The sequence below is a fragment of the Rickettsia endosymbiont of Rhinocyllus conicus genome, assembly GCF_964026465.1.
Taxonomy (GTDB): Bacteria; Pseudomonadota; Alphaproteobacteria; order Rickettsiales; family Rickettsiaceae; genus Rickettsia.
In genome coordinates this window covers 1,270,128-1,293,935 of sequence record NZ_OZ032155.1, presented here as the reverse complement: position 1 = coordinate 1,293,935, position 23,808 = coordinate 1,270,128, and the positions used below count along the sequence as shown (strand labels likewise).

Below are 23,808 nucleotides of genomic sequence, written 5' to 3'. Positions count from 1 at the left end.
TATTATTTTTTAATAATAGGTATTTATGTTTTAAGATGTAAAAACATCTTGCTGTTTATAATTAAGGTTTGTTAAATGAAAAATAAAATCAAAATTCGTTTAAAGTCATTTGATCATCGTAGTCTTGATCAGGCTACTAAAGAGATAGTTAGTGCTGTTAAAAGAACATTTGCTAATATTAGTGGTCCTATTCCTTTACCTAGAAAAATTCAAAGATTTACCGTAAATAGATCTCCCCACGTCCATATAAAATCAAGGGAGCAATACGAAATTAGAACACAAAAAAGATTATTGGTTATAGATGATCCAAATCCAGCAGTTGTTGACGCTTTAAGTAAAGTTGATTTAGCAGCAGGTGTTGATGTAGTGATTGAATTAGAGAGTGGGGAGTAATGAGAACCGGAATAATTGCTCAAAAAGTTGGGATGACTAGTGTTTTTAATAATAATGGGAAGAGAGTTCCATTAACACTAGTGAAAGTTGATGATTGCCAAGTAGTAGGACATAAAATTGCTGAAAAACATGGTTATAATGCTTTAGTTATAGGAATAAAAGATAAAAAAATATCTAGAGTAACTAAGCCTATGAAGCAAGTTTTTGCTAATGCTAAAGTGTCTCCTAAAACTAAATTAAAAGAATTTAGAATCTCTGAAGATAACTTTATCGATATAGCAGCAAGTTTAGAAGTAGATCATTTTACGGCAGGACAATTTATAGATGTAACAGCTACTACTATAGGTAAAGGATTTGCTGGTAGTATGAAGAGACATAATTTTAGAGGGCTTGAAGCTTCTCACGGTGTTTCAATATCACATCGTTCACACGGTTCTACTGGTCAAAGACAAGATCCAGGAAAAGTCTTTAAAGGTAAAAAAATGGCTGGACATATGGGGTGTAGTCAAGTTACTATCCAAAATTTAAAAATATTTGCAATCGATAAAGAGCAAGGGCTTATTATGATTCAGGGAAGTATACCGGGACATAAAGGTTCATATATTTCAATAAAAGATGCAATAAAAAAGATTTCAATAACTGCATAAAAATAACTATTTGTATAAAAGATTTTATATAAGACTGTATAGGTTGAAAAAAAATGAAAACTAAAATGTTAAATCTTGCTAATGAAGAAGTTGGTGAGATTAGTTTAAACGAAGATATATTTGCTGTAGAGTTTATTAGGGATGATATAATAAAGCAAGTTGTTGATTGGCAACGAGCTAAAGCAATGTCTGGTACACATAAAACTAAAACTGTATCAGAAGTATCCGGTACTACAAAAAAACCTTTTAAGCAAAAAGGTACAGGGAATGCAAGACAAGGTTCTTTAAGATCTGTACAGATGCGTGGAGGTGGTGTAATTCATGGTCCTGTAGTACGTAGCCATGCAACTAAATTACCTAAAAAAGTACGAAAACTTGGTTTAATTCATGCTTTATCCGAAAAATTTTCTGAAGGAAAATTACTAGTCATAGATTCTTTAAAATTAGAAACGCCTAAAACCTCTAATCTTGTTAATATATTAAATAAGTTTCAAGGTAAAAGCTTCTTTGTAATAGATGGCAATGAAGTGGATGTTAATTTTTCTTTAGCAGCACAAAATATTTATAATACAGTAGTTGTTCCGCAAATAGGTGCAAATGTCTATGACATAATAAGACACGAATATGTATTGTTATCACAAGAAGCAGTGAATGTTTTAGAAGAGAGGTTAAAATGAGTTCTTATAAATATTACGATTTAATTAGAAGACCTGTTATTACAGAAAAAACTACGCTTCTTTCAGAACAAAATAAATACACTTTTTATGTAGATAAACTTGCTGAGAAGCTTGTCGTTAAAAAAGCCATAGAAGAAATATTTAAAGTAAAAGTAAAAAAAGTAAATATCTTAAATGTCAAAGGTAAGAAAAAGAGATTTAAGGGAGTTATCGGACGTCAAGTTGATAGAAAAAAAGCTGTGGTAACATTAGAAAAAGATCATAATATTGATTTTGCCGGAGGAATTAAATAAATGGCTTTAAAAAGTTTTAATCCAATTACCCCTTCTTTGAGAGAGTTAGTTCAAGTTGATAGAACTAGTTTATGGAAAGGTAGACCTTTTAAGGCTCTAACTAAAGGGATATCTAAAACAGGTGGAAGAAATAATCAGGGTAGAATCACTTCTTGGCAAAGAGGTGGAGGTCATAAAAGACTATATCGTGTTATTGACTTTAAAAGAAATAAATTAGATATTTCTGCTATAGTTGAAAGAATAGAATATGATCCTAACAGAACTGCTTTTATTGCTTTAATTAAATATGAAGATGGTGAGCATGCTTATATTCTAGCTCCACAAAAATTAGTAGTAGGAGATAAGATAATATCAAGCAAAGATGCAGATATAAAAATTGGTAATTGTTTGCCTTTAAGATATATCCCTATCGGTACTACTTTACATAATGTTGAAATGAAAGTTGGTAAAGGTGGTCAAATTGCAAGATCAGCAGGTACGTCGGTAGATTTAGTAGGTAAAGATTCAGGATATGCACAAATTAAATTAAAGTCAGGTGAATTTAGATTAGTACCTTTAGATTGTATGGCTACGATAGGTACAGTATCTAATCCTGATCAAAAAAATATTAACTTAGGTAAAGCTGGTAGAAATAGATGGCTTGGTTGGAGACCTCATGTAAGAGGTGTGGCAATGAACCCTGTAGATCACCCGCATGGTGGTGGTGAGGGTAAAACCTCTGGTGGGCGTCATCCAGTTACTCCTTGGGGATTCCCGACGAAAGGTAAAAAGACGCGTAAAAATAAGCGTACTTCTAAGTTTATTATAAAGAAAAGAAAATAAATTTTTAAATTAATTAGGTATTAATTATGGCACGTTCGGTGTGGAAAGGGCCTTTCGTAGATGGTTATTTAATAAAAAAAGTTCAAAAATTAATGGAATCTGGTAAGTCAGAAATGATTAAAACCTGGTCTAGAAGATCAACCATTTTGCCTATTTTTGTTGGTTTTACGTTTTCTGTTCACAATGGAAATAAATTTATTCCAGTTTCTGTAAATGAAGAAATGGTTGGTAGAAAACTAGGGGAATTCTCTCCTACTAGAACATTTCATGGGCATGGAGCAGATAAAAAAGTTAAAAGAAAATAAAATCATATGGTACAGGAAAACAAAAATTTTGCCACGGCAAAAGCTAAATCAATTAGAGTTAGTCCAAGGAAATTAAACTTAGTTGCAGCTTTCATTAGAAACATGAAAGTTTCTGAAGCATTAGTGCAATTAACTTTTTCGCCAAAAAGAATTTCAAAAGTTGTAAAAGCTTGTCTGCAATCTGCTGTAGCAAATGCTGAAAATAATCTAGGTTTAGATATAGATAGATTAGTTATAACTAACGCAACAGTAGGCAAGGCTTTAGTAATGAAAAGAGTTATGCCAAGAGCAAAAGGAAGAGCTACTAGAATAAATAAGTTTTTTAGTAATCTTTATATAACTGTTACAGAAAAAGAGGATAATTAAGATGGGGCAGAAAGTTTGTGCACATGGTTTTAGGGTTGGACCGACTTTAATTAAAGGTTGGGATTCTGTATTTTATGCAGAAAAGCAGTATAAAACTCTTTTTATACAAGATTTAAAGATTAGAGAATTAGTTAATAAAAGTTTTACTCAAGCTCAAGTTAGCAGAATTTTAATTGAACGCCCTTCTAACAAAAGTATTATTATCAATATTAATGCAAAAAAACCGAATATAATTATCGGTAAAAACGGTAGTGAAATTGATAAGCTAAAAAAAGCCATTGAAAAAATGACTTCTTTAAGTGAAGTTTATATAAATATTCATGAAGTTAGAAAGTTTAATATAGATGCAGCTATAGTAGCTCAGACAATAGCATCGCAGCTTGAAAAAAGAGTATCCTTTAGAAAAGCAATGAAGACAGCAATTCAAGCTTCATTTAAACAAGGTGGACAAGGCATAAGAGTTAGTTGCTCAGGACGTCTTGGTGGAGCTGAGATTGCTAGAACAGAATGGTATATAGAAGGGAGAATGCCATTGCATACTTTAAGAGCAGATATTGATTATTCGACTGCAGAAGCTATAACTACTTATGGGGTTATAGGAGTTAAAGTTTGGATTTACAAAGGCGAGTATACCGAAAATAAAAGATATAATTAATTTTTAAGTATTAAAATGTTAGCTCCAAAAAAACAAAAATTTAGAAAAGCTCATAAAGGTAGAGTTGTTTCAAAATCAAAAGCAGGTACAACACTTGACTTTGGATCATTTGGTTTAAAATCTATAGATGGTTGGCGTGTTACTGCTAGACAAATAGAAGCAGGAAGAAAAGCGGCTACTAGATGTATGAAACGTCAAGGAAGATTATGGATACGAATCTTTCCTGATCTTCCGGTTTCTAAGAAGCCTGCTGAAGTAAGAATGGGTAAAGGTAAAGGAAATCCTGAATTTTTTGCAGTAAGGGTATCACCTGGAAGAATTATGTTTGAAATTGAAGGGGTTGAGGAAGATGTTGCAGTTAAAGCTTTAGAGCTTGCAAGTGCAAAATTACCTGTTAGAACAAGGATAGTGAGGCGTTATGAATGATTTAAAATCATTAAGAAGTGAATTAACAAGTAAAACAATTGAAGATCTTTTTAAGCATCTTAATCTTTTAAAAAAAGAACTATTTAATTTAAGATTTCAGCAAACTTTGGGTGAATTAAAAAATACTAGTAGGTTTTCATTAGTTAAAAAGTCTATAGCACGTATTAAAACTGAATTAACAAAAAGATCTAGTAGTGGAGAGTAATTAAAATGCCTAAAAGAGTCCTACAAGGAGTAGTTATAAGTTCAAAAGCTGATAAAACAGTTACAGTAAAAGTAGAAAGAAGATTTAAGCATCCTATTTATAAAAAATTTATAAAAGTATCTAAAAAATACGCAGCTCATGATCCAAATAACAAGTTTCAAGAAGGCGATAAAGTTAATATAATTGAAAGTCATCCTATTTCAAAAACTAAAACATGGGTAGTAATAAATGAAGAGTAAAGGTTTTATCCTTTGACTTTATTGGGAAAATTGTTTATTTTGTCTTTCGTGAATAAAATTGGAAGTGATATATGATTCAAATGCAAAGCATTTTGGAAGTGGCAGATAATTCCGGTGCCAAAAAAGTTATGTGTATTAAAGTTCTAGGTGGCTCCCATCATATGGTAGCAAAGCTAGGCGATGTTATAGTTGTATCTATTAAGGAAGCTATACCTGGTGGTAAAGTAAAAAAAGGTGACGTTTATAAAGGCGTTATTGTCCGCACAAAAACAGGGGTTGTAAGAGCTGACGGTAGTACAATAAAGTTTGACAAAAACGCATTAGTGCTTTTAAACAAACAAGATGAGCCTATAGGTACTAGGGTTTTTGGTCCTGTGACAAGAGAACTTAGAGCAAAAAAATATGTTAGAATTATGTCGCTCGCAGAGGAAGTGTTATAAATGATAAAATTAAAAGTAAAAAAAGGTGATGAAGTTATTATTATTACTGGAAAATACAAAGGGAAAAAAGGAAAAATATTAAAGGTTTTTCCTGAGCAAAATAAAATAGTTGTTTCAGGAATAAATTTAGTTAAAAAACATACTAAACCTACCCAAGTAAGCGAAGGCGGCATAATAACTAAAGAATTACCTATAGATATTTCAAATGTTGCACATGTTGATCCTAAAACTGGTAATCCTACTAAGGTAGCTTTTAAATTTTTAGAAGATGGTTCTAAAGTTAGAATAGCAAAAAAATCCGGAGAAATTATTGGTAAGGAAGGCAAATAATGTTAAGATTTAAAGAACTATATCAAAAGGAAATTATTAGCAATTTGCAAAAGGAATTTTCTTATAAAAATAAACATGAAATTCCAGCTATTGAAAAAATTGTTATAAATATGGGTGTAGGGGAAGCAATAGCTGATTCAAAAGTGATTGATAAAGCAGTAAATGATTTAACTTTAATCTCTGGTCAAAAACCTTTTGTAACTTCAGCAAGAAAATCTATTGCAACATTTAAGTTACGTGATGGTATGAAAATAGGTTGCAAAGTTACTTTACGTAAAGATAGAATGTATGATTTCTTAGAAAGGTTAGTAATTGTTGCATTACCTCGTGTTAAAGAGTTTCGTGGTTTTTCTTACAAAAGTTTTGATGGTAAAGGTAATTTTACTTTTGGACTAAAAGAACAGATAGTTTTTCCTGAGATTAATTACGATAAAATTGACACTATAAGAGGAATGGATATTACAATCGTTACATCTGCTAAAACAGATAAAGAAGGTAAATCCTTGTTATCAGGATTCAATTTACCTTTTTATAATTAAGTTTAAGGTATATAATGGCAAAAGTAAGTTCTATAAAGAAGAATGAAAAAAGAAAAAAATTATCACAAAGCTTACATAATAAGCGTGAGAAATTAAAAAATAAAATTTACGATAAGAATATTTCATTAGAAGAGCGTTTTTCTTTGGTAATGTCATTAGCACAATTATCTAGAAATTCATCAGTCACTAGAATTAGAAATAGATGTGAGCTTACAGGTAGACCAAGAGGGGTTATAAGAAAATTTGGCATATCAAGAAATAAACTCAGAGAATTAAGTGGCAGAGGTTTAGTTCCAGGGATAATTAAGTCAAGTTGGTAAAAATAATAGGTGAATAAATATGTCAATGACAGATAATGTAGCAGATATGTTAACTAGAATTAGAAATGCTTATAAAAGCAAACTAATAAATGTTTCTTTTCCTAGTTCTAAAATTAAAACTTCAATTTTAGAAGTGCTACAAAAAGAAGGTTATATAAAAAATTATACAAGTACTCCAAAAGGTAACATTAGCTATACTGAGGTAACCTTAAAATATTCTGCTAATGGTGATGCTTCTATATGCGAGATTCATAGAGTGTCAAAGCCAGGAAAAAGGGTGTATTCTGCAATTAAGGACTTAAAAGGATACTATAATAATATGGGAATATATATTCTATCTACTCCTTATGGTGTTATGTCTGATAGAGAAGCTCATATTAAAAATGTTGGCGGTGAAGTAATTTGTAAAGTATTTTAAGGTAAAAAAATGTCACGCGTTGGAAAGTTACCGATTATTATACCTGAAGGTGTAAAAGTCGGGTTAAATGATTTAGAAGTAAAAATATCAGGACCTAAAGGTGAGTTATCAAAAAGCTTTAAAGGTAGCATAGGAATTTCATTAGCAGAAAATAAGCTTTTAGTAAAGCCATTATCTTCAAGTAAAAGTGCACGTGCTATGTGGGGTACAGCTAGAAGCATAATATCAAATATGGTTACCGGAGTTAAAGAAGGCTTTAAGTTAAAGCTTGAAATTAATGGCGTAGGGTATAGGGCAATGATGAAAGGTAAGTATTTAAATCTAATGCTTGCTAAAAGTCATAATACAAAAATTGAAATACCTTCACATATTAAAGTTGAAGTACCTAAGCAGAATATAATTATTCTTGAGGGTACAGATAAAGAAAAATTAGGGCAATTTGCTTCAATTATTATAAAACAAAGACCACCTGAACCTTATAAAGGAAAAGGAATTAAATTTGAAGATCAATTTATACCACGCAAAGAAGGTAAGAAAAATTAATTTAAGAGTTAAATATGCGTAGTGCTAAGCTAAAATTTGAAAAGAGAAGAAGTAGAATAAGACATAAAATAGCTAAAACAGCTAATAGAGCTAGATTGTCAATATTTAAATCAGGTAGACATATTTATGCACAGATTATTGATGATACTAAATCAGTAACAATTGCTTCTGCTTCAACTTTAGACGAAAAGATTAAAAAATTAAAAAAATCTCATTGTAATGTTGAAAATGCTACAAAAATAGGTGAATTAATAGCTGAGAAAGCTGTATCTTGTGGTGTAGAAGAGGTAGTATTTGATAGAAGTGGATATAAGTATCATGGTGTTGTAAAAGCTCTTGCTGATGCTGCTAGAAAAAAAATAAGATTTTAGTTTAAGGTTTAAAATATGTCTAAAGTTAGAAAAAACGAAGAAGCTTTAAGTGAAGTTTTAGTTGATGTAAATAGAGTTACAAAAGTAGTAAAAGGTGGTAGAAGATTTGCTTTTTCTGCTTATGTAGTAGTCGGTGATAAAGCTGGAAGAGTTGGAGCAGGTCACGGTAAAGCAAAAGAAGTAAATGAAGCAAGAGAAAAAGCAAAACAAGCTGCTAAAAAGAAAATGATGAAAGTATCTTTATATCAAAATAGAACAATTCATCACGATGTTATAGGCAGAAGTGGAGCAGCTAAGGTGGTCTTAAGAAGAGCTAAAGCAGGTACAGGCGTTATAGCAGGGGGGTCTATGAGAGCAATTTTTGATTCTTTAGGTGTTCATGATATTGTTGCTAAGTCGATAGGCTCAACAAATGTTTATACAATGATAGCTGCAACGTTTGATGCATTAAAAAAACTTTCGTCCCCAAAATCTATTGCTGCAAGAAGAGATAAAAAAATGAATGAAATTTTTATAAAATCTTCTGATATCCAAGTTAATGAATAATATTTTAAGGTAAGATGTATACGCTATGAATAATAAAAATTTAATTAATGATGTAAAAGTTACTCAAGTTAAAAGCAGTATAGGTCGTAAATATGATCAAAAATTAACATTAATTGGGCTTGGTTTAAATAAAATTAATAAATCTGTTGTTCTTAAAAATACTGATTCAGTTCAAGGTATGCTCAAAAAAGTAGGGCATTTATTAAAAATAGAAAATGTGTAATTAGAGTTCTTCAATGAAATTAAATGAATTATATAATAATATAGGTGCTAAAAAAAATAAGAAAAGAGTAGCACGTGGTATTGGTAGTGGAAAAGGAAAAACTGCTGGAAGAGGTGTTAAAGGTCAAAAATCTAGAGCAGGTGTTGCAATAAAAGGCTTTGAAGGTGGTCAAACTCCAATGATTAAGAGGCTGCCTAAGAGGGGCTTTAATTGTATCTCATCTAAAAAATATAATATTATTAATATTTATAATATTGAAGCAGCAATAGCAGAAGAGCGTTTAAATGCTAATGATGTTATTAATAAGGAAAAATTAATAGAAATTGGTTTAATTAATAAAAGTAATAAAAAGTTAGTAAAATTGTTATCTATTTGCAGTGATGATTTCAATTATCCTTTATCGTTTAAATTAGATTCTTATTCTTCTAAAGCTAAAGAAATAGTTGAAAAAGCAGGCGGAAAATTATTATAATTTATGAACCAAAATTTCTCTAAAAAATCTAGCAATGATTTAATTAATCGTATTATTTTTACTATTTTTGTTCTTATAATATGCAGATTTGGTTCGTTTATACCTATTGCAGGTATAGATGCTATTGCTTTAGGTAGTATTGCTGAAAAAAATCAGTCAGGGATACTTGGTATGTTTAATATGCTGTCAGGTGGTTCACTAGGCAGAATGTCCATTTTTGCTTTAGCGATTATGCCATATATAACAGCATCAATAATTATCCAGCTAATGTCTGTAGCATATAAGCCTTTAGAAAATTTGAAAAAAGAAGGAGAAGCGGGTAAAAGGAAAATAAATCAATTATCTAGATATTTAACAGTCTTGCTTGCTTCACTTCAAGCTTATGGTGTTGCAGTAAGTTTAGAGTCAATTGTAACAAATACTGGACCTGTAGTAATTATACCAGGGCTTTTCTTTAAAATTACAACAGTAATTACTTTAGTGGTAGGTACGATGCTACTAATGTGGTTAGGTGAACAAATTACACAACGTGGTATAGGTAATGGTACATCTTTAATTATATTTATAGGTATAATTTCCGGTGTGCCTAGTGCTATTATTAGTATGTTTGAACTATCAAGAAAAGGTGCATTATCACCTTTAGTTGCAATTGCTGTTTGTGCAGGAGTAGTTGTATTAATATCTGTAATAATTTTCTTTGAGAAAGCACAAAGAAAATTATTGGTTCAGTATCCTAAAAGGCAAGTAGGAAATAAAATTTATGGTGGTGATTCAACATATATGCCACTTAAGTTAAATACTTCTGGGGTAATTCCTCCGATATTCGCTAGTTCAATTTTATTATTCCCGGCTACACTGGCTAATTTTTCAAGTAGTAATTCTGAAATAATGAATATGCTTACTTATTATTTGGGTCACGGGAAGCCTATATATATATTATTGTATGTAGCATTGATAATGTTTTTTAGCTTTTTTTATACCGCAATAGTATTTAATTCTGAAGAAACTGCTAATAATTTAAGAAAATACGGTGCTTATATTCCTGGTAAAAGACCAGGAAAAAATACATCTGAATATTTTGATTATATACTTACTAGGCTTACGGTTGTAGGTGGTATATATCTAAGTATAATATGTATAATACCTGAGTTATTAATGAATAAATATGTTATTTCTCTTTCTTTAGGTGGTACAAGTTTTTTAATTGTAGTAAATGTAGTACTTGATACGTTGACTCAAATTCAAACTTACTTATTTAGTAGTAAATATGAAAGTTTAATGAAAAAAGTAAAATTAAAAATGAGTTAGAAGTGATAATAATTTTTTTAGGTCCTCCCGGTGCTGGAAAAGGAACTCAAGGAAAAAAAATAGCTGAAAAAATTCATTTACCACATATAGCAATTGGCGATATATTTAGATCAATTATTAAAACATCAAGTAAGGATGCTGAAGTAATTAATAGTTATGTTGAGCAAGGAAAGCTTATCCCTGATGAAATAGTTAATCATATAATTAAAAATTTTTTATCATCTTCTGATTATAAAAAAGGTTATATATTAGATGGATATCCTCGTAATTTAGAACAAGCTAAGTTTTTTGAATCATTTGTTACAGAAAAAATAAAAGTAATATATTTAAATGTTTCAGATGAATTACTAATTAAAAGAATTTTAGGCAGATATAGTTGTAAAAATTGCGGAAAAATATATAATGATTATTTTTTAAAGCCTAAGATTGATAAAATATGTGATATTTGTAAATCAAGCGTATTCGAATATAGAAAAGATGATAATGAAGAAGTAATAAAAGAAAGAATTAATATATTTAAGACTGAAACTTATCCATTAATACAGCATTATAAAAACAATGATGATTTTTATATGATTGATGGAAATAAAAATGAAGAGCAAATAGAAGATCATATAGAGAAAGTACTAAAAATAAATTGACTTTAGTAAAGATTTTTATATTATTTTCTAGTTACCAGTAAAATTTTGGAGAATATTTGTGGCAAGAATTGCGAGTGTTAACATTCCCGATAATAAACGTTTAGTAGTAAGCTTGACTTATATTTATGGTCTTGGGACTACTATGGCAAAAACAATTTGTAAAAAAGCAAAAATATTAGAAGATAAGAAAGTTAAAGATCTTACTGATCAAGAACTAATAAGCTTACGTAATATTATCAAAAATGAATATAAAGTTGAAGGTGATTTAAGAAGAGAAGTAACGCTTAATATTAAAAAGAAAAAAGATATTAGAAGTTATCAAGGGCTTAGACATATACGTAAGCTACCTGTAAGAGGTCAGAATACTCATTCTAATGCTAGAACTAGAAAAGGTAAAGCTGTTGCAATAGCCGGAAAGAAAAAAGCTGTAAAATAATAGTTAAAGTAGAGTATAAACATAATGAATCAGACGGTTAAAGCTAAAAAAAAGAAAAAAACTATCACACTAGGTGTGGTACATATTAGAGCATCGTTTAATAATACTATTGTAACATTTACTGATGTTCAGGGTAATGCAATATCTTCTGCATCAGCCGGAGCTAATGGGTTTAAGGGAGCAAAAAAAGCTACACCTTATGCAGCTCAGATAACAATTGATAAAGCAGCTGAAAAAGCAAAAGAATACGGTCTAAAAACTATTTCTATTAGAATTGGAGGACCTGGTGCTCAGCGTGAATCTGCAATGAGAGCTTTATTTGGGCAAAATTTTGTAGTTACATCAATTTTAGATGTATCATCAATTGCTCATAATGGAGTAAAAGCACCAAAAAGAAGAAGAGTATAAGAAGCATAGGTATTAAATGTTATCGTTAAGTAAAAACTGGAACGCTTTAATAAAAACAGATAAAGTATCTTATGAGAGCTTCCCTGAGACTAATAATAAATCTAAGATTATAGTTGAGCCTTTAGAAAGGGGATTTGGTTTGACTCTAGGTAATGCTATGAGAAGAGTTTTACTTTCTTCTCTACAAGGAGCAGCGGTTACCTCTATAAAAATTCCTGGAATAGAGCATGAATTTTCTTCTATACCAGGTGTAAAAGAGGATATATCAGAGATAATTTTGAATGTTAAAGGCATAGAAATCAAAATGCACGTTGCAGAAAAACGTGTTATAAGATTAAAAGCAACAGGACCTGGTGCTATAACGGCTGGTATGATTGAAGCCGGACATGACGTAGAAATATTAAATCCTGATCATGTAATTTGCAATTTAGCTAAGAATAAACAATTTGAAATGGAATTAACTTGCAAAGTTGGTAAGGGGTACACACTTAGTACAAACAATAATGAGGATAATAACTTACCGATTGGTGAAATAGCTATAGATGCTTTATTTAATCCTGTAAAAAGTGTTACTTATAAAGTAGAAAATACAAGGATAGGTCAGGTCACTGACTATGATAAGTTAATTATGTTTGTTGAAACTAATGGTGATATATTACCTGAAATGGCGGTAGGCTTAGCTGCTCGTATTTTGCAAGAACAGCTTCAATTATTTATTTCTTTTGAAGAACAAGAAGAAGATAAACAAGTTAAAACAGATGCATTACCATTTTCTCCTTATCTACTTAAACGAGTTGATGAATTGGAATTATCAGTTAGATCAGCAAATTGTTTAAAAAATGATAATATAATTTATATAGGTGATTTGGTAAAAAGAACTGAAGCTGATATGCTAAGAACTCCAAATTTTGGTAGAAAGTCCCTAAATGAGATTAAGGAAATACTTGCAAAATTTGGTTTGAGATTTGGTATGGACGTACCAGATTGGCCGCCAGAAAATATACATGAATTATCTAAACGTTACGAAGATTCTTATAATTAAGGACAATAGAGATGCGACATAAAATTAAAGGTAGAAAATTAAATGTAACAAGTAGCCATAGAAAAGCAATGCTTGCTAATATGGCAGTATCACTTGTTACTCATGAGCAAATAAAAACTACTTTGCCAAAAGCTAAAGAATTAAGACCTTATATCGAAGTTCTAGTTACTAAGGCTAAGGATAATAACTTAGCAGCAAGAAGAAATATTCTATCAAAAATAAAAGATAAAAAAGCAATCGAGAAGCTTATAGATGTTTTAGGTGTTAGATACAAAGATAGACCAGGTGGATATACTAGAATAGTAAAAGCCGGATTTCGCTATGGTGATTTAGCTCCAATCGCATATATTGAATTTGTAGATAGAGATATTAATGCTAAAGGAAATATACCTCAAGATAATAGCAAAGAAGATATTAAAAGTAATAAAGGGACTAAATAATGGCTAATCATTCTTCAGCAAAGAAAGCTGCAAGACAAACAGTAAAAAAAACCTTAGTTAATAAAAGAAGAGCTAGTGCAATAAAAACTTTTGTGAAAAAGGTTTTACATGAAATTAATCAAGGTAATAAAGAAGAAGCTAACTCAGCTTTAGTAATTGCACAATCTAAGATAATGCAAGGTGTGAAAAAAAATATAATTAAGTTAAATACTGCATCAAGAAAAATCAGTAAATTATCAAAAAAAATAAAAACTATGAACTAAATTTAAATCATAAAAATAATTATATTATTTTTTAATTTTAGTTTTTATTTAATAAATTTATTCTTCATTGTATTTTATCTAATTAACTTTAAGTTAATAATATAGGGCGATTAGCTCAGTTGGTAGAGCATCTCGTTTACACCGAGAGGGTCGGCAGTTCGAGTCTGTCATCGCCCACCATATTATAATCAGCTTTCTAACACATCCTTACCTTATATATATTTTTTATATGCTGGCTTTATGCTGGTTTTCCCTCAATAAAATGGAGGAACTATGAATAAAATAGTTGTTCCTTTTTCTTTGTCAGAGTCTTCCAACGATACAATTTTTTACGATATAGTAGGGAATTTTATACCGCCTGAATGGAAAAGTTTTAAGTAAAACCGCAAGGCAAATTTTATCACTTGTGGTTTCACGAATGCCTACATAGAAGATAAAGCTGAAGAAATAAATAGTAATGGTATAAGTTTATCAAATTAATTACAGGAAACTTATTATTTCTTTGAAAAGATATTATATCTTTCTTAGCGTCGTGTGAGACAGTGTTTAGTAGAGCTTGAGAAAAGTGGCTATTAAAGTTGCTTTAATTAATATGACTGAACAATCTACTAAGTATCGTAATATTTTAAGTATTAAGCTTGTAAAAAATTTTGTACCCTACCCGAAAAAATTTCAATAATACTGTCATTGCTAAAGTAAAGGGGACCACTAAATTGCACGAAAAAGGGACCAGAGAATTTGGTGTAACCTAATAAGGTTATAATGTGCAATATTCACTAGATAATTAATTAAAATAAATATCTAGTGATACAATGATAAGAATAAATATGTACACAACAATTATCACCCTTTATAAGCAAGGCAACAGTCAAAGAAATATTGCCAAACTAACAAGGATAGACCGTAAAACAGTAAGAAAAATAATAAATCGTTACGTAGAGTCTGGTACAGAATATCCTGCACCCTATGAACGATCTTCAGCACTGGATTCTTGGCACGAACAAATAATTGAGTTATTAGAAAAGAATCTAAGTTACATAAGAATTTTTGAAGAGTTAAAAATTCAAGGTTATACAAAAAGTTATGGTTCGCTAACCCGTTATATCAAAAAATATAAGATTCAGAATAACAGTTGCATTCGTTTTCATACTTTAGCAGGAGAGGAAGCACAAGTAGATTTTGGTGACATAGGCTTACAGTATAATGCCCAAGGGCGTAGAGTTAAAGCATATGTGTTTAATATGCGTTTAAGCTATAGTCGCCTTGATTATTATGAAGTAGTGTTTGATCAAAGTTGTAAAACATGGATACAATGTCATATCAATGCATTTAATTATTTTGCTGGTAGTCCAAAAGTAATAAAACTTGATAATCTTAAAGCTGGGGTGGTAGATAGCAATTTCTATGAGCCTGTATATCAGAAGGAATACAAACGTTTAGCTGATCATTATGGGATTTTACTTTCTCCTTGTCGTATATATCAACCTCAAGAAAAAGGCAAAGTAGAATCAGGCATAAAGTATGTCAAAAATAATTTTTTTGCTGGACGTAAATTTCATAGATATGAAGAATTAATACACGATCTTGCAAACTGGTTAAATAAAGCAAATAACCGAATACATGGTACTACTAAAAAAATTCCTCAGGAACTATTTGAGCAAGAAGAAAGTAATAATTTAATGCCCTTACCATTAGAAACGTTTGATTTATCATCGTGGCATAATCGAAAAGTAGCAAAAGATTGTCATATCACCATAGATAATAATTATTATTCCGTACCAGCAAAATATATATACAGTGAAGTATTGGTACAATTATCACCAAACCTTGTTCAAATATTTTCTATACAAAATGATTTAATAGCAAGGCACGTTAGAGTAGATGGCAAAGGAATATTTACCACTAATCCGTCTCATTATGCCAAATATAAACGTCTATGCCCAGGTTTTATAGAATATAGCGAACATTATCAACAACAAATGCAGCAGATAGGCAATAATTGCAGTTTATTATTAGAGTTATTACAACAAACACGAGTAAATGATTGGCAACGTTGTGCCAGAGGTATTATTTCTTTACGTAAGGTTTACAATGATGAGTTAATAGATAAAGCCTGTCATAGAGCATTACATTACGGTATAAGTTCTTACTCTAAAATTAAGAATATCTTAAATAGTAATGCAGTAAACTTACCATTGCCAGAGTTTGGAGGTCAGAATGCAGAACTTGCTTAATGACCTACGTAGTTTTAGATTATCAGGTATAGTCAATAGCTTAAATGAAAGGATTATTTATGCTCAAAATAATAAACTAGGATTTAAAGAATTTCTCTCACTATTATGTGAAGATGAAAAATCTCACCGTAAGGATAATAATTACCGTCGTCGTAAAAATGCTGCTAAATTACCGGTAACTAAAAATTTAGAAGACTTTGATTTTCAGTTCCAACCAAGTATTGATACCAAAGTAATAAGTGATTTATCTACTTGTGATTATATTAATACTAAGGGCAATGTCATATTCATAGGTAATTCTGGAACTGGCAAAACTCATCTTGCTATTGGATTAGCATTAAAAGCTTTAACACGAGAATACTCTGTATATTTTACTACGGTATCGGATATGCTTTATAATTTACATATTGCAAGAGCAGATAATAGCTATCACAAAAAAGTTAAATTACTCTTATCATTTGACTTATTAATTCTTGATGAGTTAGGTTTTAAGCAATTACCAAAACATTCAGTAGATGATTTTTTTAATATTATTGCTAAACGATATGAAAATAAATCTACCATTATCACCACAAACAAGGATTTTGAAAGATGGAATGAAATATTTGCTGATGAGTTATTAACTCATGCAATTATTGATCGAGTAGTACATCATGCACATATACTAAACATCACAGGTAAAAGTTATCGTATTAATAACTATAAATCTGGAGGTAATATGACATAAAAAATTTTAAATAAAGTGGTCCCTTTTTTACGTAATTTAGTGGTCCCTTTTTATTTGACAATGACAGTAAAGCAAGTATCTGAGATCAAGCTAAATCAAGGAATAAGAGTTTAGAGTGTAGTGTAATAATATTTTATCAAGTTAAAAAATATAAATATATGAGTGAACAGGGAAACCTGCTGGGTGATCCAGATAAAGGCACAAAGAAAGCTAAGCATGATAAGATATTTCGTAAGGCACTAGAGAATCCTCTAGTTGCCCATGAGTTCTTTAATGCACATTTGCCCGCAAATATTAAAAGTTTAATAGATTTTCCTAGTTTAGCAATGGAAAATACCACTTTTGTAGAAAGCTCTTTAAAAGATTCTATCTCTGATGTTTTATTCTCATGCAAATTTGATAAACAAGACGGATACTTATTTTTGCTTGTCGAGCATCAATCAAAAGCAGATCATTTTATGGCTTTTAGGCTTTTTAAATATATGATTAATATTTGTGAGCGATATTTAATACAAAATCCTAAAGCTAAGACTTTACCATTAATATACCCGATGATATTTTACAATGGTCAGGAGAAATACAATGTTGCAAGGAATTTGTGGGATTTATTTGCCAATAACAAATTAGCAAGAGAATTATGGATTAATGATTATCAGTTAGTGAATGTCCATGAAATTCCTGATGAAGAGTTTAAACAAAGGATATGGTCAGGGATATTAGAATTTTTTCTCAAGCATATACATGAGAGAGAGTTATTAAAAAGATGGCAAGAAATATCGGATATATTACCGGAATTAACCAAAATAACGATAGGTTATGATTATCTAGAAATGATATTATATTATACTTTGACAAAGATAGAGCAAGCTGATAAAATAAAGCTAAAGAATTTATTATCAACAAAGTTGAATCCGGAAATAGGAACAAGGCTTATGAGAAGTTTAGCAGAGCATTGGCAACAAGAAGGAAAAGAGTTAGGTATTCTTGAAGGCTTACAAGTTGGTGAAGCTAAAGGTATCCAAATTGGTGAAGCTAAAGGTATCCAAATTGGTGAAGCTAAAGGTATCCAAATTGGAAAAGCTGAAGGAAAAGCTGAAGGAAAAGCTGAGGAAAGAGTTGAAATAGCAAAAAAACTATTATCCCAAGGTTGTAATATTGCTTTAATTTCTAGTGTAACTGGTCTTGATGAAGCTTTTATTAGTTCTTTAGAGTAAACATATTTCTTGTAAAATTTACTCTGCTGTTTGAAAAATCATTTATAAAAATTCTGAAATAACAAAAAAGTTTTTTATACGCAGCTTACCTCTAAAACTCGTAATACTAAATTAGCGATTTAAAGGGGCATTATAATAGGATTTTTCTTTATAAGGTATATCCCTATCAAACAATTGAAATCTTTTAAAAATGCCATTAAAATGGTTTTATATTTTTAGATTTAAATCATAGTTTGTAAATTCATTGGTAATTTAGTAATCGGGAAATTACCCACAAGTTTTACATAACAGGTAAGATCTTCTAGATTCATAATTTCAGATGGCATTACTAATAATTTTCTTTTCTCTAAGCTGTGCATATTTACTCCATCACGCATGGAGTTAGCACCATAAGAGAGATTCTCTTGAGTTTCAATAATTTCTTGCTCACCAAGCATTAAAGCTGATTTATGTGCTGTTTGTTGATCACTTACCCGAAAAATAAATTTGCTACCAAATAGATCAAGCATTGAAGCTGCTCCTGCATTACCATATATTTCCTCTAATTGATGAATATTCTGCATACCTGCAACAACGCAGCCACCATATTTCCTGCTTTCAGCTAAAGCTATAGGGAGTGAAGATATCTTTTGTAAAGCTGGTAGTTCATCAATCACAAACCACATATTACTATGAGTATTATTGATATTTCTATTCATTAATGCTTTTATCGCTATGCTAATCCATGCAGCAATAAGTGGTCGAAGCATTACTCTTTGATTAGGAGTACTAGTTATAAATAACCAACCTTTGTCCGCAGTAAACCACTTTCTAATACTAAACTCACCTTTAGGCTTTAAATGTTGTAGAGCTTCAATATTTTTACTAATAGTTGCTTGAATACCTGAAGAAGTCTCAGGTGCACCACTACTAATTATACCGGCTACTGCACTGTTTTTAAAGATCCTAACAAATTCTTTATTATTTGCATAAAGAATAGTATTTATTAGCTTTTTGATGTCTTTACTATCCTGATATAATCTTAATCCTTCAGCTAATACTAGCTCAGCACTTTTAGCAAAAAAATCATCTAATTTTGGATTATAATTACTAAAGTTACTTGCCATATCATTATAATCCCAAATTTCATGACAATCATTCCATGGTAGCCATGCTGAACTATTCTCTTGCAAAGGATTGAGTAACTTATCACATTTTGGATCAAAAAATCGATCAGTAAAGCTACCTGTTAAATCAACAATAATTGCTCTACCACACTCTTTTCTAATCTGAGGTAATAGCTCATTTATCATATTGGTTTTACCGCTACCTGTAGTACCGGTAATAAGAATATGTCTTCTCTCACTATCTTTAACCAATGGTAATCCAGAAAAGCAAATATTAGCAGCTTGTTTGTTTTTATAAAGCATTTTTGCTAAAGTACCTGCTTCGACAAAATCTGCTCCCCTGATCTTATCTTGAATAACAGCTTTTTTACCTCGATACATAAAAAAGATGATAGCAGTAAACAGACCAATAGTAAAAGTAATAATACCTTCTTGCCAAGCTGAATGCAATAAAAATTGCCCAAATTGATTGATATTATGTGAATGCGGTGTAACATGCCAAAATTTATGAACAAATTCTTCAGCATTACGGTAAACCCAAGCTTTTTGTTCTAAATAATAGAATTTAATGCCTATTTGGCTTATAGGGTAAAAATGCTCTCCTATGGCAAGTTTTAATTGTACGTATCGCTCTATGATAAAATAATATAGACTTATCAAGGATAATTTTTGATATGTACGCCACATTAACCAAACTATAGTAAATACCAATCCAACTATTAAAGCATTAATACTGCCTTGCCCGAGCATTCTCATCTGATGAGCAAAGATTTGTGAACCACGAGTAAAATTATTTTGATTTTGTGGTTGCATAGAATTATAAATTATCTTGCATTATCTTTAATTTTTCTTCAAACTCACCAGCCATAAGATCATTACCTAATTTTCTTAAAACTTTAATTATTGCTGTATATTCTTCTATAAGATTAGGTTTATATTTAATAGCTAAATTAAAATTTTCTTTAGCTTCTTTTTCTTTTCTCATACTAATTAAAGTAATCCCTTTTTCTAAGTAACTTTCAGCATAATCAGATTTATACTTAATAGCTAAATCATAGCTCTTAATTGCTTCTTCATATTTACCTAATTTTCTAAGAGCTATACCTTTTTCTAAATACGTTGCAATATAATTAGGATCATATTTAATTGCTAAATCACAGTTTGTTATTGCTTCCTGATATTTTTTTAATATGTTTAAAGAGATAGCTTTATTGTAGTATGCTTCTACACAATTGGGTTGATATTTAATGGCTATATTACAGGTTTCAATTGCTTCTTGATATTTGCCTAAGTTTATTAAAGCTGCACCTTTGTTGTTATAAGCATCTGCATAATCTGGTTTATATTTAATAGCTAAATCATAGTTTTCTATCGCTTCTTGATGTTGCCATAAAGACATCAAAGATATTCCCTTATTATAATAAGCTTCTGGATATCTAGGGTTATATTTTAAAGCAAGATCAAAATTTTCAATTGCTTTTTGGTATTTTCCTAGGATATTTAATGAATTTCCTTTATTATTATAAGCTTCTGTAAAATTGGGTTTATATTTAATAGCTAAATCATAAGAAAGTATCGCCTTTTCATACTGCATTAGTTTCCTATAAGAAATTCCTCTATTATTATATGCATTTGCAAAACTAGGATTGTATTTGATTGCTAAATCATAATTCTCAATGGCTTTTTGATACTGATTAGATTCATCTAATACTATTCCTTTGTAATTGTAAGCATCTGCATAATCAGGTTTATATTTAATCGCTAAGTTGTAGTTTGTAATAGCTTCTTCACATTTACTTAATTTATAAAGAGATTTTCCAATATTAAAATACTCTTCTGCTAAAATATTGGGATCTTGAATCTTGCTTTGTGGATCTATTGGTTGTGGTTTTTTATTAACAATACTAGTGGTATTTTCTGCAAAAGCACTACTAAAAAATATTAATGGTAAGATAAATATGAATGCTAATTTTTTGATATTTTGTATAGATTTCTTTTTAATTATTTTCATTTTTATAGCCTGGTAGTTTAATATTTCTTTTCTTTATCGCCTTATCGCTAATGCCAATATTATCTGCTATTTGCTGGCCAGTTCTTATAATCGTTGATTTAGGAGTTTTATTAAATTCATCTTCAATCTGTACCTTCTTAGCTTTTACTTTATCAGATAATTGCTTTAGAATCTTTACTTTTTCTACTTCATTATTATCTGCACTTTGAATAAGCATTTGTTCTATGCTTTTATCATAAACATCATTTTTTCTGTCATCAATACTACTAATAGCCGCTTGATCATTTAATCGTTGTTTATTTTTATCAAAACTTGATCGTAAGCTTTCTTTAGGTGGAATATTGACTCTACTTACAGAGCTTAAGTTTTGAGGTATAGTATTATTAATTTTAGCTATGTTTAAAGCTATTTGTTCAGCCTCTTTTTGATGAATACTGGCCCACGCCGCTGCTTGCTCTTTACTGTTCACTCCAGGGATATCTTGTTCAACTATTGCATTTAATACTGGTTCGTTTAAATTACGATCAATAGCAGCGGAGTTTTGAGACACGTAATTCATATTATAGCTTAATTGCTCGATATTTTGTTTAGTTCTTGCTATTTCTTGCCCTACAGATTGTTGCTCAGAAAAATTACTATTTAGATTATTACTAAGTGACTGCAGATCACTATTTGTGTGACTTAATCTGCCATCCTTAGTAGCACTCTTAATCTTAGATAATGCTTCATTATATGATTGTTGTTGGTTAATTGATTTTCCCTGATCTTGTTCATTTCTATTATCTGTTCCAACTGTTACTCCTCCTATACTAGGTACATTTAAACCTATATTTGTATTAGTACCAGTTCCTTTTCTATTGCTACTACCTGTATGATCAGTAGCAGATGTGCTGTCTGAATTCATCTGCTGCAAGGCTAGATACTGGCTATCAGTAATACCGATGGATTTTGCCTCTTCATAGCTTAATCTCTTGCCTATTTCAGTTGCTATAGAATTTCCTGTAGTAGTTAAATCACTATATCTATCATTTAATGAGTCAAGATAACTTTGTGAGCTCATAAACTGAGATTGATAACTATCCTGCAACAATTTAGAAGAGCGGTAATTGTTAACAAGTGAGTCTACTGCTTGAGTCAGTACTTGTCTACCACTATCAGTACTGGTCACTCTCATTCCTCCATCATCAATAATTCCTCCTGCTAATTGCAGAGTTGGGGTAAGATTTTGCTGGGCAATTGTTCTATTACCGATGTTGTAATTATCCATAGATAGGTTATTATCAGCAATATTAGCCCCAATGCTACTCGCAACCGGTACCGGAGAAAATTGATTGGCCAAAGTAGTAGTTGCATGGGCACACGCCTTTAATACTGCCCAGGATAACATCGGAACTGAAGCTGCTAGCATCTGAAATGTTGCAAATTCATGCAACAGCATTTCTGAAAAACTCCCCTGCGATAAGATATTTAAACCGGTAAGGTGACTCACGCCCTTACCGGCTAGGCTAATCATCCCTAAACAATGAATCACGGTAAAAAATACCGGCCAGCTAGTTACCCAAATAATCAAGGTTATCCAGGTCTTAAAGATAGTATAACCGCCCGGCAGCATCGACATTGGAAATACTACGAAAATGAGACAAATTACTAAGGCAAAAAATACTGATTGTAAGATAGGCATTATATTTGCTGCCATTTCTCCTGCAACCAAGTAAGAAAATGATTGCTGAAATAATCCGCGGGTAGCATTCATACTAACTAACTGAGGATATATTCTAGAAAGTGAGAATTTTTCTCGCAAGTCATCATAAGCTTCACGATTAGCATTAAGCAACATTGCTTGCCTCATCCACTGATGAATATCTGTTTGTTCTTTTTTTAGATATTTTAGAGTGTCAGAGGTCATAGTTTTTAATCTGCTAGATAATATCTCTTGCCTATCAGAGGTAATCCCTATGATATTTGCAAATTGAGTCAACAAGCCATCATTTAATTCTTTATTAACAGCTGCCTTAATTAGAGGAGTTACCTGCCTGCAGGTTTTAAAAGAAATAGCAGAATTACTTGGATCTTTATAATAAATACCAAAATTATTGGGCATATTTTGCTCGATAAAAGCAATGATGTCACTTGCTCTTTGTGCTTCGGCTTTTTTGCCTAAAATATTGCCGATGATATAAGGTTTCATAAAACATTGTCTTAAGAATTCTTTTGCGTTGGTTAAAGTTACTGGATCTTCTATTTGAATATCTTTGATTTTACCAATAGCTTTTGCCCCAAACATAATCCCATTCTTCCTGCTTGATAACCCTTCATCAGGTGGTAGTAAATGCTTTTCTAGCGTTTCTGATAAGGAATAACTTATTTTTGATGATATAGAGGCAAATAAAGCAACTCCTATTGGAATATTATCAATTTTAACAGGAGCCTGCATTGATATTTCATCCTTAAGCCATACATTTGCTTTTGGAGCAAATAAAAAGATAAAAATAAATAAGGATGGAAAAAACCACTCCATGGCAAAAATACCAATATTACCTCTAAAAATAGCACGAGTTGCTGCCCAAATTCCACCAATTGTCAAAGCAAATTTACCTACTGGTGTAAAATACTCACTGTGGGATGCAAATACTCTTCCTATACCATTAAAAATTTGCCATAATATATCTCCTCCACCAAATGTATGTATTACGTAATCTGCCATATGCTTTTTATATTTTTATCTTCTTTGCTTATTTTTGTACCTGC

General features: G+C 30.7%; 34 protein-coding genes and 1 tRNA gene. 32 read left to right on the top strand and 3 right to left on the bottom strand.

Translation table 11 applies throughout. The features are described from left to right. Nucleotides 1–75 precede the first annotated feature (75 nt). The 32 genes from rpsJ (at nt 76) to AAGD54_RS06770 (ending at nt 17,943) form a co-directional block, all read left to right on the top strand. Complete coding sequence (rpsJ, locus tag AAGD54_RS06925) at nt 76–393, top strand: 30S ribosomal protein S10 (RefSeq protein WP_341791124.1); 318 nt, start codon at nt 76–78, stop codon at nt 391–393. Then, entirely contained in the window at nt 393–1,040 is a 648-nt protein-coding gene (gene rplC / locus AAGD54_RS06920) for a 50S ribosomal protein L3 (RefSeq protein ID WP_011477721.1), read from the top strand. The genes rpsJ and rplC overlap by 1 nt, the downstream gene beginning before the upstream one ends. A 53-nt stretch (nt 1,041–1,093) precedes the next feature. Continuing rightward, nucleotides 1,094–1,717 carry a 50S ribosomal protein L4 gene (gene rplD / locus AAGD54_RS06915; RefSeq protein ID WP_341788296.1) on the top strand — a complete coding sequence of 208 codons (624 nt, stop codon included), beginning with the start codon at nt 1,094–1,096 and terminating at the stop codon, nt 1,715–1,717. After that, the gene (rplW, locus tag AAGD54_RS06910; protein WP_341788295.1) at nt 1,714–2,010 is read left to right on the top strand and encodes a 50S ribosomal protein L23; all 297 of its coding nucleotides are present in this window, start codon (nt 1,714–1,716) and stop codon (nt 2,008–2,010) included. Before rplD ends, rplW begins: the two co-directional genes overlap by 4 nt. Further along, on the top strand, nt 2,011–2,832 hold the full coding sequence (gene rplB / locus AAGD54_RS06905) for a 50S ribosomal protein L2 (RefSeq protein ID WP_011477718.1): 822 nt from the start codon (nt 2,011–2,013) through the stop codon (nt 2,830–2,832). It abuts the gene before it with no gap. 26 nt (nt 2,833–2,858) lie between these two features. Further along, entirely contained in the window at nt 2,859–3,137 is a 279-nt protein-coding gene (rpsS, locus tag AAGD54_RS06900) for a 30S ribosomal protein S19 (RefSeq protein ID WP_011477717.1), read from the top strand. Between the two features lie 6 nt (nt 3,138–3,143). Further along, nucleotides 3,144–3,503, top strand: a complete 360-nt coding sequence (gene rplV / locus AAGD54_RS06895) for a 50S ribosomal protein L22 (RefSeq protein ID WP_011477716.1) — start codon at nt 3,144–3,146, stop codon at nt 3,501–3,503. 1 nt (nt 3,504) lies between these two features. Beyond that, the gene (gene rpsC / locus AAGD54_RS06890; RefSeq protein WP_011477715.1) at nt 3,505–4,158 is read left to right on the top strand and encodes a 30S ribosomal protein S3; all 654 of its coding nucleotides are present in this window, start codon (nt 3,505–3,507) and stop codon (nt 4,156–4,158) included. Between the two features lie 15 nt (nt 4,159–4,173). Then, nucleotides 4,174–4,584 carry a 50S ribosomal protein L16 gene (gene rplP, locus AAGD54_RS06885; RefSeq protein WP_341794458.1) on the top strand — a complete coding sequence of 137 codons (411 nt, stop codon included), beginning with the start codon at nt 4,174–4,176 and terminating at the stop codon, nt 4,582–4,584. After that, nucleotides 4,577–4,789, top strand: a complete 213-nt coding sequence (gene rpmC, locus AAGD54_RS06880; RefSeq protein ID WP_341788291.1) for a 50S ribosomal protein L29 — start codon at nt 4,577–4,579, stop codon at nt 4,787–4,789. The genes rplP and rpmC overlap by 8 nt, the downstream gene beginning before the upstream one ends. Nucleotides 4,790–4,794: 5 nt before the next feature. Then, nucleotides 4,795–5,028, top strand: a complete 234-nt coding sequence (gene rpsQ / locus AAGD54_RS06875) for a 30S ribosomal protein S17 (RefSeq protein ID WP_341794457.1) — start codon at nt 4,795–4,797, stop codon at nt 5,026–5,028. 71 nt (nt 5,029–5,099) lie between these two features. Continuing rightward, the gene (gene rplN / locus AAGD54_RS06870) at nt 5,100–5,468 is read left to right on the top strand and encodes a 50S ribosomal protein L14 (protein ID WP_011477711.1); all 369 of its coding nucleotides are present in this window, start codon (nt 5,100–5,102) and stop codon (nt 5,466–5,468) included. Then, nucleotides 5,469–5,798: a 50S ribosomal protein L24 gene (rplX, locus tag AAGD54_RS06865; protein WP_341794456.1), complete on the top strand. Its 330-nt coding sequence runs from the start codon at nt 5,469–5,471 to the stop codon at nt 5,796–5,798. Continuing rightward, nucleotides 5,798–6,337 carry a 50S ribosomal protein L5 gene (rplE, locus tag AAGD54_RS06860; protein ID WP_016948267.1) on the top strand — a complete coding sequence of 180 codons (540 nt, stop codon included), beginning with the start codon at nt 5,798–5,800 and terminating at the stop codon, nt 6,335–6,337. Before rplX ends, rplE begins: the two co-directional genes overlap by 1 nt. Before the next feature lie 14 nt (nt 6,338–6,351). Beyond that, nucleotides 6,352–6,657 (top strand): 30S ribosomal protein S14, encoded by a 306-nt coding sequence (gene rpsN, locus AAGD54_RS06855; protein WP_341794455.1) that lies wholly within the window; start codon nt 6,352–6,354, stop codon nt 6,655–6,657. Between the two features lie 19 nt (nt 6,658–6,676). Further along, complete coding sequence (rpsH, locus tag AAGD54_RS06850) at nt 6,677–7,075, top strand: 30S ribosomal protein S8 (protein WP_341794454.1); 399 nt, start codon at nt 6,677–6,679, stop codon at nt 7,073–7,075. 9 nt (nt 7,076–7,084) lie between these two features. Next, on the top strand, nt 7,085–7,618 hold the full coding sequence (gene rplF, locus AAGD54_RS06845; protein WP_341794453.1) for a 50S ribosomal protein L6: 534 nt from the start codon (nt 7,085–7,087) through the stop codon (nt 7,616–7,618). A 14-nt stretch (nt 7,619–7,632) separates the two neighbouring features. Continuing rightward, nucleotides 7,633–7,989 (top strand): 50S ribosomal protein L18, encoded by a 357-nt coding sequence (gene rplR, locus AAGD54_RS06840; RefSeq protein WP_011477705.1) that lies wholly within the window; start codon nt 7,633–7,635, stop codon nt 7,987–7,989. 15 nt (nt 7,990–8,004) lie between these two features. After that, nucleotides 8,005–8,535, top strand: coding sequence for a 30S ribosomal protein S5 (rpsE, locus tag AAGD54_RS06835; protein WP_011477704.1), 531 nt, complete (start codon nt 8,005–8,007; stop codon nt 8,533–8,535). A gap of 25 nt (nt 8,536–8,560) precedes the next feature. Continuing rightward, nucleotides 8,561–8,758, top strand: coding sequence for a 50S ribosomal protein L30 (gene rpmD, locus AAGD54_RS06830; RefSeq protein ID WP_341788285.1), 198 nt, complete (start codon nt 8,561–8,563; stop codon nt 8,756–8,758). 13 nt (nt 8,759–8,771) lie between these two features. Further along, nucleotides 8,772–9,230, top strand: a complete 459-nt coding sequence (gene rplO, locus AAGD54_RS06825) for a 50S ribosomal protein L15 (protein ID WP_341788284.1) — start codon at nt 8,772–8,774, stop codon at nt 9,228–9,230. 3 nt (nt 9,231–9,233) lie between these two features. Next, nucleotides 9,234–10,538: a preprotein translocase subunit SecY gene (gene secY / locus AAGD54_RS06820; RefSeq protein ID WP_341794452.1), complete on the top strand. Its 1,305-nt coding sequence runs from the start codon at nt 9,234–9,236 to the stop codon at nt 10,536–10,538. Between the two features lie 2 nt (nt 10,539–10,540). Then, nucleotides 10,541–11,179, top strand: coding sequence for an adenylate kinase (locus tag AAGD54_RS06815; protein ID WP_341794451.1), 639 nt, complete (start codon nt 10,541–10,543; stop codon nt 11,177–11,179). 58 nt (nt 11,180–11,237) lie between these two features. Beyond that, complete coding sequence (rpsM, locus tag AAGD54_RS06810; protein ID WP_341794450.1) at nt 11,238–11,615, top strand: 30S ribosomal protein S13; 378 nt, start codon at nt 11,238–11,240, stop codon at nt 11,613–11,615. Between the two features lie 24 nt (nt 11,616–11,639). Continuing rightward, nucleotides 11,640–12,023 carry a 30S ribosomal protein S11 gene (gene rpsK, locus AAGD54_RS06805; RefSeq protein ID WP_011477698.1) on the top strand — a complete coding sequence of 128 codons (384 nt, stop codon included), beginning with the start codon at nt 11,640–11,642 and terminating at the stop codon, nt 12,021–12,023. A 16-nt stretch (nt 12,024–12,039) separates the two neighbouring features. Continuing rightward, on the top strand, nt 12,040–13,065 hold the full coding sequence (locus AAGD54_RS06800; RefSeq protein WP_341794449.1) for a DNA-directed RNA polymerase subunit alpha: 1,026 nt from the start codon (nt 12,040–12,042) through the stop codon (nt 13,063–13,065). A gap of 11 nt (nt 13,066–13,076) precedes the next feature. Continuing rightward, nucleotides 13,077–13,505 (top strand): 50S ribosomal protein L17, encoded by a 429-nt coding sequence (rplQ, locus tag AAGD54_RS06795; RefSeq protein ID WP_011477696.1) that lies wholly within the window; start codon nt 13,077–13,079, stop codon nt 13,503–13,505. Then, nucleotides 13,505–13,768: a 30S ribosomal protein S20 gene (gene rpsT, locus AAGD54_RS06790; RefSeq protein WP_011477695.1), complete on the top strand. Its 264-nt coding sequence runs from the start codon at nt 13,505–13,507 to the stop codon at nt 13,766–13,768. The genes rplQ and rpsT overlap by 1 nt, the downstream gene beginning before the upstream one ends. A gap of 104 nt (nt 13,769–13,872) precedes the next feature. After that, nucleotides 13,873–13,948: transfer RNA gene (locus tag AAGD54_RS06785), tRNA-Val, on the top strand. Between the two features lie 647 nt (nt 13,949–14,595). Continuing rightward, nucleotides 14,596–16,002 carry an IS21 family transposase gene (istA, locus tag AAGD54_RS06780; protein WP_341794291.1) on the top strand — a complete coding sequence of 469 codons (1,407 nt, stop codon included), beginning with the start codon at nt 14,596–14,598 and terminating at the stop codon, nt 16,000–16,002. Continuing rightward, nucleotides 15,986–16,729, top strand: a complete 744-nt coding sequence (gene istB / locus AAGD54_RS06775; RefSeq protein WP_341794290.1) for an IS21-like element helper ATPase IstB — start codon at nt 15,986–15,988, stop codon at nt 16,727–16,729. The genes istA and istB overlap by 17 nt, the downstream gene beginning before the upstream one ends. A gap of 158 nt (nt 16,730–16,887) precedes the next feature. After that, on the top strand, nt 16,888–17,943 hold the full coding sequence (locus tag AAGD54_RS06770) for an Rpn family recombination-promoting nuclease/putative transposase (RefSeq protein WP_341794448.1): 1,056 nt from the start codon (nt 16,888–16,890) through the stop codon (nt 17,941–17,943). 221 nt (nt 17,944–18,164) lie between these two features. Here AAGD54_RS06770 and AAGD54_RS06765 read toward each other — a convergent pair whose 3' ends face one another. From AAGD54_RS06765 to AAGD54_RS06755, 3 genes are read right to left on the bottom strand one after another with little or no spacing between them, the layout of a single operon-like run. After that, nucleotides 18,165–19,862 (bottom strand): type IV secretion system DNA-binding domain-containing protein, encoded by a 1,698-nt coding sequence (locus AAGD54_RS06765; RefSeq protein WP_341794447.1) that lies wholly within the window; start codon nt 19,860–19,862, stop codon nt 18,165–18,167. 4 nt (nt 19,863–19,866) lie between these two features. Continuing rightward, nucleotides 19,867–21,060 carry a tetratricopeptide repeat protein gene (locus tag AAGD54_RS06760; RefSeq protein ID WP_341794446.1) on the bottom strand — a complete coding sequence of 398 codons (1,194 nt, stop codon included), beginning with the start codon at nt 21,058–21,060 and terminating at the stop codon, nt 19,867–19,869. Beyond that, nucleotides 21,047–23,764, bottom strand: coding sequence for a conjugal transfer protein TraG N-terminal domain-containing protein (locus tag AAGD54_RS06755; RefSeq protein ID WP_341794445.1), 2,718 nt, complete (start codon nt 23,762–23,764; stop codon nt 21,047–21,049). The genes AAGD54_RS06760 and AAGD54_RS06755 overlap by 14 nt, the downstream gene beginning before the upstream one ends. Nucleotides 23,765–23,808 lie beyond the last annotated feature (44 nt).